At 63.7% G+C, this 11,908-nt stretch carries 13 protein-coding genes and 1 tRNA gene; 10 read left to right on the top strand and 4 right to left on the bottom strand.

Annotated features, from left to right (window positions below; genetic code table 11):
• Nucleotides 1-33 precede the first annotated feature (33 nt).
• The 4 genes from JWM94_RS15865 (at nt 34) to JWM94_RS15850 (ending at nt 3,354) form a co-directional block, all read left to right on the top strand.
• A tRNA-Leu gene (locus JWM94_RS15865) sits at nt 34-118 on the top strand.
• Between the two features lie 62 nt (nt 119-180).
• The gene (gene tig / locus JWM94_RS15860) at nt 181-1,776 is read left to right on the top strand and encodes a trigger factor (RefSeq protein WP_299429181.1); all 1,596 of its coding nucleotides are present in this window, start codon (nt 181-183) and stop codon (nt 1,774-1,776) included.
• Nucleotides 1,777-1,899: 123 nt separating this feature from the next.
• Complete coding sequence (locus JWM94_RS15855; RefSeq protein ID WP_299429179.1) at nt 1,900-2,847, top strand: glycosyltransferase family 2 protein; 948 nt, start codon at nt 1,900-1,902, stop codon at nt 2,845-2,847.
• Nucleotides 2,848-2,874: 27 nt separating this feature from the next.
• Nucleotides 2,875-3,354, top strand: a complete 480-nt coding sequence (locus tag JWM94_RS15850; RefSeq protein ID WP_299429177.1) for a hypothetical protein — start codon at nt 2,875-2,877, stop codon at nt 3,352-3,354.
• A gap of 54 nt (nt 3,355-3,408) precedes the next feature.
• Here JWM94_RS15850 and JWM94_RS15845 read toward each other — a convergent pair whose 3' ends face one another.
• A complete protein-coding gene (locus JWM94_RS15845) occupies nt 3,409-3,801 on the bottom strand; it encodes a DOPA 4,5-dioxygenase family protein (protein WP_299429175.1) in 393 nt (130 codons plus the stop codon).
• Nucleotides 3,802-3,901: 100 nt separating this feature from the next.
• Nucleotides 3,902-4,927 carry an aldehyde reductase gene (locus JWM94_RS15840; RefSeq protein WP_299429173.1) on the bottom strand — a complete coding sequence of 342 codons (1,026 nt, stop codon included), beginning with the start codon at nt 4,925-4,927 and terminating at the stop codon, nt 3,902-3,904.
• 306 nt (nt 4,928-5,233) lie between these two features.
• Here JWM94_RS15840 and clpP point away from each other — a divergent pair, with 306 nt between their 5' ends.
• The 5 genes from clpP to JWM94_RS15815 all read left to right on the top strand — a co-directional run bounded on the left by clpP (nt 5,234) and on the right by JWM94_RS15815 (nt 8,499).
• Nucleotides 5,234-5,908, top strand: coding sequence for an ATP-dependent Clp endopeptidase proteolytic subunit ClpP (clpP, locus tag JWM94_RS15835; RefSeq protein ID WP_299429171.1), 675 nt, complete (start codon nt 5,234-5,236; stop codon nt 5,906-5,908).
• Between the two features lie 124 nt (nt 5,909-6,032).
• Nucleotides 6,033-7,298 (top strand): ATP-dependent Clp protease ATP-binding subunit ClpX, encoded by a 1,266-nt coding sequence (gene clpX, locus JWM94_RS15830; protein ID WP_299429169.1) that lies wholly within the window; start codon nt 6,033-6,035, stop codon nt 7,296-7,298.
• Between the two features lie 20 nt (nt 7,299-7,318).
• Nucleotides 7,319-7,567, top strand: coding sequence for a DUF1272 domain-containing protein (locus JWM94_RS15825; protein WP_299429167.1), 249 nt, complete (start codon nt 7,319-7,321; stop codon nt 7,565-7,567).
• Entirely contained in the window at nt 7,564-8,145 is a 582-nt protein-coding gene (locus JWM94_RS15820) for an N-acetyltransferase (RefSeq protein ID WP_299429165.1), read from the top strand. The genes JWM94_RS15825 and JWM94_RS15820 overlap by 4 nt, the downstream gene beginning before the upstream one ends.
• A gap of 30 nt (nt 8,146-8,175) precedes the next feature.
• Entirely contained in the window at nt 8,176-8,499 is a 324-nt protein-coding gene (locus JWM94_RS15815) for a hypothetical protein (protein ID WP_299429163.1), read from the top strand.
• Here the strand turns inward: JWM94_RS15815 and JWM94_RS15810 are convergent.
• Nucleotides 8,496-9,098, bottom strand: a complete 603-nt coding sequence (locus tag JWM94_RS15810; protein ID WP_299429161.1) for an isoprenylcysteine carboxylmethyltransferase family protein — start codon at nt 9,096-9,098, stop codon at nt 8,496-8,498. The genes JWM94_RS15815 and JWM94_RS15810 overlap by 4 nt on opposite strands.
• A gap of 9 nt (nt 9,099-9,107) precedes the next feature.
• Nucleotides 9,108-10,802 (bottom strand): M1 family metallopeptidase, encoded by a 1,695-nt coding sequence (locus JWM94_RS15805; protein ID WP_299429159.1) that lies wholly within the window; start codon nt 10,800-10,802, stop codon nt 9,108-9,110.
• Nucleotides 10,803-10,896: 94 nt separating this feature from the next.
• On the opposite strand from JWM94_RS15805, the gene JWM94_RS15800 reads away from it, so the two are divergent.
• Nucleotides 10,897-11,908: LON peptidase substrate-binding domain-containing protein (locus tag JWM94_RS15800; RefSeq protein ID WP_299429157.1), on the top strand; the 1,012-nt coding region annotated here is incomplete at its 3' end.

Raw genomic sequence — 11,908 nt, 5'->3', positions numbered from 1 at the left:
TGCTATAGACGCCGCCGACCGGCGGTGTCCCAAGCGGGCGTGGCGGAACTGGTAGACGCGCTTGGTTTAGGTCCAAGTATCGCAAGATGTGGGGGTTCGAGTCCCTTCGCCCGCACCAGTCCCCGTGACGAGCGGGGGACGGCACCGACCAGATTTTTCCTTTTCGTACAAAGGCCTGAGATGCAGACTGTCGAGACGTTGAACGAGGGGCTGAAGCGCGCCTACACGCTGACCATCACCGCCAAGGAAATCGACGCCAAGGTCGAGGCCGAGGTCAGGAAGGTCGCGCCGCAGATCAAGATGCCGGGTTTCCGCCCCGGCAAGGTGCCCGCGAACCTGATCCGCAAGATGCACGGGCCTGCGCTGACGCAGGACGCGCTCAACACCGCGATCCAGGACGGTATCCAGCAGCTGATCGCCAGCAACCAGCTGCGTCCCGCGATGCAGCCCTCGGTCAGCCTCGAGAACGAATACGAAGCCGGCCAGGACGCCGAGCTCAAGGTCGAGCTGGAAATCCTGCCCGACGTGCCGACCCCGGCGATCGACAAATTGAAGCTCGAGCGTTTGACCGTCCCGACCGACGACGCGGCGATCCAGGCGCAGCTCCAGAAGTTCGCCGATCAGCAGAAGTCGTGGAACGACACCAAGGACGGCTACAAGGCCAAGCAGGGCGACCTCGTCACGGTCGATTTCGTCGGCAAGACCGCCGACGGCGTCGCGTTCGATGGCGGCACCGGCACCGATATGGCGGTCGAGATCGGCAGCGGCCGCCTGATCCCCGGGTTCGAAGACCAGGTCGTCGGGATGAAGGCGGGCGACGAGAAGCAGATCAACGTCACCTTTCCGGACGATTACCAGGCCGAGAATCTGGCCGGCAAGCCGGCGACGTTCGACCTGGTCGCCAAGTCGGTGAAGACCGCGGGCGAGACCAAGATCGACGATACGCTCGCCACGTCGCTGGGACTCAAGGATCTCGCGCAGCTCAAGGAACTGTTGCAGGGTCAGGTCGAGCAGGAACTCAATGGTCTCACGCGCACCCATATGAAGCGCAAGCTGCTCGACCAGCTCGCCGCGGGGCACGATTTCGACGTGCCGCCGTCGATGGTCGAGGCCGAGTTCGCGCAGATCTGGGAGCAACTCAAGCACGAAGCGACCCACGAGCCCGATCCGGAGGCCGCTCTGGTCGAGATGGAGAGCGAAAAGGACGATTACCGCGCGATCGCCGAGCGCCGCGTGCGGCTCGGGCTGCTGCTGTCGGAAATCGGCCAAGCCAATGGCGTCGAGGTGACCAGCCAGGAAATGAACCGCCTGATCGCGCAGGCGGCGCAGCAATACGGCCAGGAAGACCAGCAGCGCTTTATCCAGTATATCCAGCAGGAGCCGATGGCCGCAGCGCAACTTCGCGCGCCGCTGTACGAGGACAAGGTCGTCGACTTCCTGTTCTCGACCGCGACGATCAGCGACCGCGAAGTGACTCGCGAGGAGCTCGAGGAAGCGATCGAGTCCGAAGACGGCTTCTCGACCGGCACGCACAGCCACGATCACGACAATCACAAGCCCAAGGCGGCGAAGAAGGCCAAGGCGAAGGCCGAGGAGCCGGCGAAGAAAGCCGCCACCAAGGCTGCGCCGTCCAAGGCCGACAAGAAGGTCGAAGCGCCCAAGGACGAGCCCAAGCCCGCCGCGCCGGTGAAGAAGGCGGCGACCAAGGCGGCTCCCGCTGCCAAGGCAGAGCCCGCCAAGAAGCCCGCCGCGAAGAAGGCGCCGGCGAAGAAGTAAAATCCGTCACCCCGGCCTTGTGCCGGGGTCCACGGTGCCGCAAGCTACGGACAAGAAGCTCTAGCTTCTCACCTGGCCGCCCGGTGGACCCCGGCACGAGGCCGGGTGACGACGGGGGGTTGAGTGACGACAGAACCACGCATCGCAGTCCTGCTGCCCTGCTATAACGAGGAAACCGCGATCGCGCAGACGGTCGCGGGGTTCCGCGCCGCGCTGCCGGACGCCGTGATCTACGTCTACGACAATAATTCAAGCGACAGGACGGTCGATGTCGCGCGCACCGCCGGCGCGATCGTCCGGTCGGAGCGCATGCAGGGCAAGGGCAATGTCGTCCGCCGCATGTTCGCCGATGTCGACGCCGACATCTACGTCATGGCCGACGGCGACGCGACCTACGACGCCGAGGCCGCGCCGCAACTGGTCAAGCGGTTGCTCGACGAACAGCTCGACATGGTCGTCGGTACCCGCGTCCACGAAGCCGCCGAGGCGTATCGGCGCGGCCACGTGATGGGCAACCGCGCGATGACCGGGCTGCTCGCGCGGCTGTTCGGGCGCAGCTTCACCGACATCTTCTCGGGCTACCGCGTCTTCTCGCGGCGCTTCGTCAAGAGTTTCCCGGTGCTGACCGGCGGGTTCGAGATCGAGACCGAGATCAGCGTCCACGCGCTCGAATTGCGCATGCCGGTCGGCGAGGTCGAAACACGCTATTTCGCGCGGCCCGAGGGGTCGGTGTCGAAACTCAGCACCTATGGCGACGGCTGGCGGATCGGGGCGACGATCGTGACGCTGTATCGCATCGAGCGGCCGTTATTGTTCTTCGGCAGCATCGGCGCGCTGCTCGCGCTGGCAGCGATCGTGCTGAGCGTGCCGCTGGCGATCACGTATTTGCAGACGCACCTGGTCCCGCGCTTCCCGACCGCGATTCTGGCGACGGGGCTTATTATTTTGGCGGCACTATGTTTCTTCGCCGGGTTAATCCTCGACACCGTGGTGCGGGGCCGGCGAGAGGTACGGCGGCTGGCGTATCTGGCACATCCGGCGCCTGGCGGAGTCGTGCTAGTCCGCAAGTGATCCAACCATCTGCACTGGAGCTGGATAATGACTCGTTCGTCCTTGCGGCGCGTTTTCGTACGGTTCTTATTACTCTGGTCGGTCTTAAGCGTGCAGGCTGCCGCAGCTTCCGGAGGTGCCTATCTGACTAATCCCAGCGTTCGCCTTTGGTATGAGGGAACCGGGCGACTTTCAGACAACATAGCGCCGCCCCGCAAATTCAATCTATGGAACACGATCATTGGCGAAGGTGATGCCGAAGAAATTGCGAACGATGCTCTCTTCACGATCGATTTGAGAAGCGACGGGCAGCAAAATATTCGCGAGCCTATCACGCTCACCGCCACCGACCTCAAAGGCAAAATTTTAGCCAGTCGAATTCTACCAGGCTTACTAACAAGCCGAAACGGAACATCGACGGTCGCACTTTGGGTTAAAAACGTCGGATGTGCAGGGACGGTCGTGTTCACTGCGAAAATGGGGATGGATAAGAGATTGGTAAAGCTAGACTTTAGCTGTGGAGAATGAATTTAATATCTGCTTTGCGGTCACCTCCATCCAGGCACGGATACCGTCGGTCCCTTAGAAATCACCCTTCCCGAACCGCGCCACGCCCTTATTCTCGCCCGGCGGGTCGAGCACACTAAGGTCCAGCTCCAGCGGCTCGCCAATCCAATGCCCCAGCGTCGTATGATCCGCCACATCGTCGTCGGTCAGCGGATGGACCAGCGCGCGCAGTCCGCTGCGCTCGATCGCCGCGACGATCGCCGGGGCGCCGGGCTCGGCGAAGTGGATCTCGAATTGCGGGATCGGGTGCGGGCCGATGGGGCGGTCGGTCATCCGGCCGACGAACAGCACCGGCACCTCGTCTTCCACCATCATCTCTGCGAAGTCCGCGCGCAGCAACTCGGCGGCGTCGCGCTGGGGTGCGTCATAATAGATGTGCGCGTGCCAAGGCGCGTTGTCGTTGGTCATTCTGTCCTCTCCGTGCTCCGGCGCAGGCCGGAGCGCTGGCGATGTTCGTTGGCCTTGCCAACGCTCCGGCCTTCGCCGGAGCACGGCTTGGTTTCAATAGTTAGCCGACGATTCCCAGCCGAATCAGACTCTCGCCGCTGGCGACGATCGCTTCCTCGTTCGACCGAAACTGCCACCCCAGCACCTCACGCGCCTTCTTGTTGCTCGCCTCGCCCTTGATACCCAGCCGCGGGACGGCCTCGCGCGCCAGCGGGTTGAAGATCGCGACGATCCGCACCAGCCAGTCGGGCAACTCGCGCATCCGCTTCTTCGGGCCCTTGTCGCCGAGTCCCGCGCGCAGGATTTCGGACATTTCGAACATCGACAGCGCGCCGGCGGCGACCGCCAGGAAGCGCTGGTTCTTGGCCGCCGGGTCGGTCATCGCCTTGACCTGCATCCCCGCGACGTCGCGCACGTCGACCGCGCCGAGATAGAGCCTCGGCGCGCCGGGCAATTTGCCCTCGATCATCTGCTTGACCAGTTCGATCGACGTCGAGAGGTCGTTATTGAGCGCGGGCCCGAAAATGCCGACCGGGTTGACCACCGCCAACTCCATCCCGTTGCCCTCGCGCTCGATGAAATCCCACGCGGCGCGCTCGGCCAGCGTCTTGGATTTCATATAGGGCTGGACGGCGGGACCGTTGACGTCGGTCCAGTCGGTCTCGTCGTACACAGTGTCGCGATGGCCGTGGCCATAGCCGACCGCTGCGAACGACGAGGTCTGCACGACGCGCTTCACGCCCGCGTCGCGCGCCGCCTTCAGCACCCGCAACGTACCGTCGACCGCGGGACGGATCAGCTCGTTCTCGTCCTTGGGCTGCGCGATCGGGAAGGGGGAGGCGACGTGCTGGACGAACTCGCACCCCGCGACCGCTTCGGCCCAGCCGTCGTCCTTTTCCAGGTCGGCGGCGACGAAGGTCAATTTGTCGAGGTTGGTCGCCCCGGCGCTGGCCAGCGCCTCGCGCACCGCCGTTTCCTTGGACAGATTGCGCACCGTCGTTCGCACGGTGTGGCTCGCCGCCAGCAATTGCAGGATGACGTGCCCGCCGACGAAGCCCGACCCGCCGGTGACCAGAATTGAGCTCATGATCGTTCCTCCCTTGGCGTCAAATTGGGGCTGCGAAGGACGGCGCGCAAGATCGCGCTGGCAATGTAGGATTTCGCCTGTCAGCCTTGTCGAGCGTTATCCTTGTCGGTTTTCGAACAGGTGCGCGCCGTGCACGCACGAGGAGGGTGTGACTTTTGACACTGCAAAGTCGGAAGGGGGTGTCGTCTTTGTCTACTTCCGGCCGATCCGACCCTGCCCGCCGCGTTCATCATCCTGCCCCCTTGCGCCCCGCGAACCGAGCGCCGATGTAAGCCGGGCAAGGGCATAAGGACCACGAGAACTCACATGCACAATCCGTTCGAAACCGGTAATTTCGCGCCTCCGGGCTATCGCGTCGATCCGATCACCGGCGGGCTCGTGCCGATCGTCATCGAACAGTCGAACCGCGGCGAGCGCAGCTTCGACATCTATTCGCGGCTGCTGCGCGAGCGGATCATCTTCGTCACCGGCGGGGTCGAGGATCACATGGCCTCGGTCATCAGCGCGCAGTTGCTGTTCCTCGAATCGGAAAATCCGAAAAAGGACATCTTCATGTACATCAACTCGCCGGGCGGGGTCGTCACGGCGGGCATGGCGATCCACGACACGATGCAATATATCCGGCCGCGCGTCGGTACGGTGTGCATGGGCCAGGCGGCGTCGATGGGCAGCTTCCTGCTCGCGGCCGGCGAGCCGGGCATGCGCGTCGCGCTGACCAACGCGCGGATCATGATCCACCAGCCGTCGGGCGGGGCGCAGGGCATGGCGTCGGACATCGAGATCCAGGCCAAGGAAATCCTGCGCATCCGGCACCGGATGAACACGCTGTATGCGAAGTACACCGGCAAGCCGCTGGAGGAGATCGAGCGCGCGATGGACCGCGACAAGTTTCTCGAGGCCGACGAGGCCAAGGAATTCGGGCTGATCGACGAAGTGTTCGAAAAGCGTCCGGCGGTTTCGGACGAAGCGTCTGCGACGTAAGCCGGGGCGAAACGGCAACGTCGTAAACGGCAAATTTTGGTGATTGTGATACGGAAGGGCGTCGGTCTACACTGACCGACGCTCGAACGCGCTTCCGCAACGGTGGCGCCATAGGATGGTTTGAATGACGAAACTCAGCGGCGGCGACTCGAAGAGCACGCTCTATTGCTCGTTCTGCGGCAAGTCGCAGCACGAGGTGCGCAAGCTCATCGCCGGGCCGACGGTGTTCATCTGCGACGAGTGCGTCGAGCTGTGCAACGACATCATCCGCGAGGAAACCAAGTCGGCGCTCGTCAGCAAGAAGGACGGGGGTGTACCCACGCCGCAGGAAATCTGCGACGTGCTCGACGATTACGTGATCGGCCAGCGCCGCGCCAAGCGCGTGCTGTCGGTGGCGGTGCACAACCATTACAAGCGGCTGAACCACGGCGCGAAGGGCGCCGATGTCGAGCTCGCCAAGTCGAACATCCTGCTGGTCGGCCCGACCGGCTGCGGCAAGACGCTGCTCGCGCAGACGCTCGCCCGCATCCTCGACGTGCCGTTCACGATGGCGGATGCGACGACGCTGACCGAAGCGGGCTATGTCGGCGAGGATGTCGAGAATATCATCCTCAAGCTGCTCCAGGCCTCCGACTATAACGTCGAGCGCGCGCAGCGCGGGATCGTCTATATCGACGAAATCGACAAGATCAGCCGCAAGGCGGAGAATCCCTCGATCACCCGCGACGTGTCGGGTGAGGGCGTCCAGCAGGCTTTGCTCAAGCTGATGGAGGGTACCACCGCGTCGGTGCCGCCGCAGGGCGGGCGAAAGCATCCGCAGCAGGAATTCCTCCAGGTCGACACGACCAACATCCTGTTCATCTGCGGCGGCGCGTTTTCGGGCCTAGAAAAGATCATCGGCGATCGCCTCCAGGGCAAGTCGATCGGCTTCGGCGCGCATGTCGCCGGGCCGGACGAGCGCCGCACCGGCGAGACGCTGAAGGCGGTCGAGCCAGAGGATTTGCTCAAGTTCGGGCTGATCCCAGAATTCGTCGGCCGCTTGCCGGTGATCGCGACGCTCGAGGACCTCGACGAGATCGCGTTGGTCAAAATCCTGAGCGAACCCAAGAACGCGTTGGTCAAACAATATCAGAAGCTGTTCGACATGGAGACGGTCAAGCTCGGTTTCACCGACGACGCGCTGGTGACGGTCGCCAAGAAGGCGATCGACCGCAAGACCGGCGCGCGCGGGCTACGCTCGATCCTCGAGGGCATCCTGCTCGACACGATGTTCGACCTGCCCGGGATGGACGGGGTCGACGAAGTGATGATCGACAAGGACGTGGTGCTCGGCACCAAGGACCCGATCCGCGTCTATGCCAAGAAGGAAAAGACCGGCGACGCGGCGTAAGTTCGCGTTGGGGAGAGGTCATGCTTGAACTCCGCCCCAATTGCGAATGCTGCGACCGCGACTTGCCGCCGGAGAGCGAGGACGCGCGGATCTGCACGTTCGAGTGCACCTTCTGCGCCGATTGCGTTGGCGGCGAGCTGGCTGGTGTGTGCCCCAATTGCGGTGGCGGTTTCGTCCCGCGGCCGATCCGCCCCGCGCACCTGCTCGACCGCTATCCCGTCTCGACCAAGCGCGTGGTGAAGCCCGAGGGGTGCGCCAGAGCGGCATGATCCGCGACGCCGTCCCTGCTGACCGCGCCGCCATCGCCGCGATGCTCGCCCGCGCGTTCGCCGACGACCCGGCGATGGCGTACATCTTCCCCGATCCGCGCGATCGCGCGAAGCGGCTGCCGAAGCTGTTCGGCCTGCTGTTCGACGCGGATGCTCCCGGGATGCGGCTGGTCACCGGGGACGCTGAGGCCGCGACCTTGTGGCAGCGCCCCGGCACGCCCGTGGCGGGCACGCTCGACCTGCTACGCCGCGCCGTCCCGTTGGTGACGACGCTCGGCTTCGCGCTCCCCCGCGCGCTGCGCGTCGGCGATGCGCTCGATGCGCACGCGCCGCCCGAGCGGCATTGGTATCTCCACATCGCGGGGGTCGATCCGGCGCAGCAGGGCAAGGGTCTGGGTGGCGCGTCGATCCGTGAAGGCCTGGCGCGCGCCGCCGCGGACGGGCTGCCCGCCTATCTGGAGACCGCGACCGAGCGGAACGTCGGGCTCTATCAGTCGCTGGGCTTCGTGGTGACGAGTGAGTGGAACGTCCCCAAAGGCGGTCCCAAATTCTGGTCGATGCTGCGTCAACCAGATTGACGCCGCGCGCCGTCGCGATAGGTTCGGGCGATGATCAGATATCTCCTCGCCGCTACGCTGTTGTTCGTTCCCGTCGCGGCGGGCGCGCAGGATACGCCCGCACCGGCGCCAACTGCCACACCGGCGGCCGACGTAAAGGGCGCGACCAAGCAAACGGCGTATAAGGTCAAGAGTATCGACGAAGAATATGCGATCATGCGCAAGCTGGGGCTGAAGGTCGAGATGCAGTCGCTGATCATGGGCGACGACGGCCACCCTTACGACATGTTGACCGGGACGGTACCGGACACCGGCGAAAAGCGCGAGGTCTGGTTCGACATCAAGAGCTTCTACGGCAAGGAGTTCGGCTTCTAGAACAACCCGGGCACGAACCGTTTCACCCGCGCGGCATAGTTATCATATGCCGCGCCGAATTGCGTCCTGAGCAACCGCTCCTCGTGCGTGACGCGCATCCATGTGCCGAGCATGTAAAGCGGGATGCCCACAACCAGGTTGCGAATATGGCCGAACGCGACCGCCATCGCGATCATGTAGAGGAACAGCGCGACGTAGATCGGATGGCGCATCCAGGCGAACGGTCCGTTCTGGACGAGCGTGTGATCGGAGCGAGTGCGCGCGACCAGCGCCCAATTCTTGCCCATTGCGCGGGATGAGGCATTGAACAGGGCGATCGCGCTACCCATCAGGAGCGCCACCGCTAGCCCCTCGACGATCGCCTTGGTCGATCCAGCCTCCAGCGCGACGCGGATCGGGCCGAAGCCGATAATGCCGATGCCGATGCCCTGAACGATGATCCAGAGCCAAGTGACCGACGCCTTCTGGGCAATCGGCGCCGCAGCCTCTTTCGTCGCGCGCATCCGCGCCACCATCAACGCGGCGAAAAACACGACAAAGCCGAGCATGAGCGCGGCGAATCCTGGCAAGCCGACCGGATCGTTGGGAAAATTGTTCATCTCGTCTCCCTAGCCTTTGCGCTGCCCGGCCTGATAGTCCTCGACCGCCTTCGATCGCTTGAGCACCCGCGCGAACGGATCGACCACTACCCGCACCTCCGCGGGCGCATCGATCGTCGCGGTGCCGTCGGGCATCGCCACTTTGACCAGTTTGTCGCCGATCATCACCTCAATCGGCATCGGGAATGGTAGATTGTCGGGGGTGATCCACAGCAAGGTCAATTTGTCGCCGCTGCGCGCCTCGACCAGTTCGGGCAGCGCCGCGCGGCGCAGATAGACGTCGAAGAACCAAGCGTAATCCTTGCCCGTCACCTTGTCGATGAAGCCCTGATATTCGCGCGTCGATCCGTAGCGCGGCGCGAAATTGCCCGGCTTGGGGTCCGTGCGGCCGTAGACTTCCAATCGCGTGACGTCCCAGAAATCCTTGTCGCCGATCAGCCAGCGCAGGGTGTGGAGCATCCACGATCCCTTGTTGTAGATATCCTGGCCGGGTCCGCCCTTGGCGAGCTCGTACACTTCCTCTTCGGTGACCTCGCGGTCGCGGACGATCGGCACGTAATTCAGGATCTGGTTGCGCTGTTTGTCCATCATCGTGGCGTAGCGCGCGAAACCTTCACGCCACAGGCCGTACGCGGGCTGCATGTATTGCTCGTAGCCTTCGTGCAGCCAGTAATCGTCCCAATTGGCGGCGGTGACCTGGTTGCCGAACCATTCGTGGCCGAACTCATGCTGGAACAGCCAGTCGAACCCTTCGGGCGCCTTCTTGTAGGCGTTGCCATAGGCGTTGATGGTCTGGTGCTCCATGCCGAGGTGCGGTGTTTCCACAACACCGACCTTCTCGTCGCCGAACGGGTAGGGGCCGACATTGGCCTCGTAGAAATCGAGCGTCGGGGCGAATTCGGCGAACAGCGCCTTGGCCTGTGCTTCCTCGCCGGGCAGGTACCAGTAGAACATAGGGATGCTGTTGCCGAAGCGGCTCTTGTAGCTGCCCTCGATCACTTCGTAGGGCGCGATATTGAGTGCGATCGCGTAAGTATTGGGGTGGTTGATCTCCCAGTTCCACGTCGTCCGCCCGTCGATTTCGGTGTCCATTCCCTTGAACACGCCGTTGGCGGGCGCCTTTAGGCCCTTTGGCACGGTGATGTGCAGCGCGACCTTACCCGGCTCGCCGGTCGGAAAGTCGAGGCACGGCCAGAGAATATCGCAGCCATAGCCTTCGCTGGTGCTCGCGATCCAGGGGCGACCGTCCTTGGTCTTCGACCAGACCATGCCGTCGTCCCACGGCGCATTGACCGCGACGTGCGGCGTCCCGCCGTAAGCGATCGTCGCAATCAGCTTCTCGCCCGTGGCATAGGTGCGCGGCAGTTTGATCGTCAGCCGGCCGTCGGGATTGGCATAAGCACTCGCCGGCAGCCGCTGGCCGTCGATCGCGATCGCGCTTGGCCCCAGATTCCGGTCGAGATCGATCACCAATTTGTCGATCGGCGCCTTGGCGGTGAAGATCAGCCGGGCGAGGCTCTTGATCTTCTGCGTTTCCGGCAACACCTCCATCGCCAAATCGGCGATATCGAACTGCAGCTTGGCCTGGTCGGGATCGATCGGCCCGCCCGACCGCTGAGTCTGCCCGGTGAGCGGCGGCTCGCCCTTCTTGGGCAACGTAGCGGCCCCGGACGTCGCCGCCAAACTCGCGCTTATCCCCAGCATCGCGATGCGCAGCGGGAGTCGGCGATTGATGGAACGCTTACCAATCCCATATAGAGGGTCAGATGCGTCCCGGTTGGGCGCACTCGGAGTATCCATGACCCAATCCTTCCCCGTATTGCCGCTGCGCGACATCGTTGTTTTTCCGCACATGATCGTGCCGCTGTTCGTCGGCCGCGACAAGTCGGTTGCCGCGCTGGAAACCGCGATGGCCGCCGACAAGGAGATTTTCCTCGTCGCGCAGCTCGATCCCGGTCAGGACGATCCCGGTCGCGACGATTTGTACGACATGGGCGTTGTGGCGACGATCCTGCAGTTGCTCAAGCTTCCCGACGGCACGGTGCGCGTGCTGGTCGAGGGTAAGGCGCGCGCCACGCTGACCGAATTATCGGGTAGCGGCGATCACCTGACCGCCACGATCGAGCGGGTGGACGAAGAGGCGATCCAGAGCGTCGAAATCGCCGCTTTGATGCGGTCGGTGGTCGATCAGTTCGAGAATTATTCGAAACTCAACCGCAAGCTGCCGGCCGAGACCGCGGTGCAGATGAGCGAGATCGAGGAAGCGTCGCGCCTCGCCGATTCGATCGCGGGCAACATCGCGATCAAGGTCGCCGACAAGCAGGCGCTGCTGATCGAACTCGATCAGTCGAAGCGGCTCGAAATGGTTTACGCCTTCATGGAGGGCGAACTCGGCGTCCTGCAGGTCGAGAAGAAGATCAAGTCGCGGGTCAAGCGCCAGATGGAGAAGACCCAGCGCGAATATTACCTCACCGAGCAGCTCAAGGCGATCCAGCGCGAGCTCGGCAACGAGGGCGAGGTAGGCGACGGCGACGAGATCGCCGAGCTGACCCAGAAGGTCGCCACGCTCAAGCTGTCGAAGGAAGCGCGGACCAAAGCGACCGCCGAGCTCAAGAAGCTCAAGACGATGGCGCCGATGTCGGCCGAGGCGACCGTGGTGCGCAACTATCTCGACGTGCTGCTCGGGCTGCCGTGGGGCAAGAAGTCGAAGCTCAAGAAGGATATCGCGGCGGCGCAGGCGGTGCTCGACGAGGATCATTACGCGCTGGAGAAGGTCAAGGACCGCATCGTCGAATATCTCGCGGTGCAGG

Source organism: Sphingomonas bacterium, from assembly GCF_028289855.1.
Lineage (GTDB): Bacteria > Pseudomonadota > Alphaproteobacteria > Sphingomonadales > Sphingomonadaceae > Sphingomonas.
The sequence above is the reverse complement of the archived record's forward strand: the minus strand, read 5'-3'. Positions and strand labels throughout refer to the sequence as shown.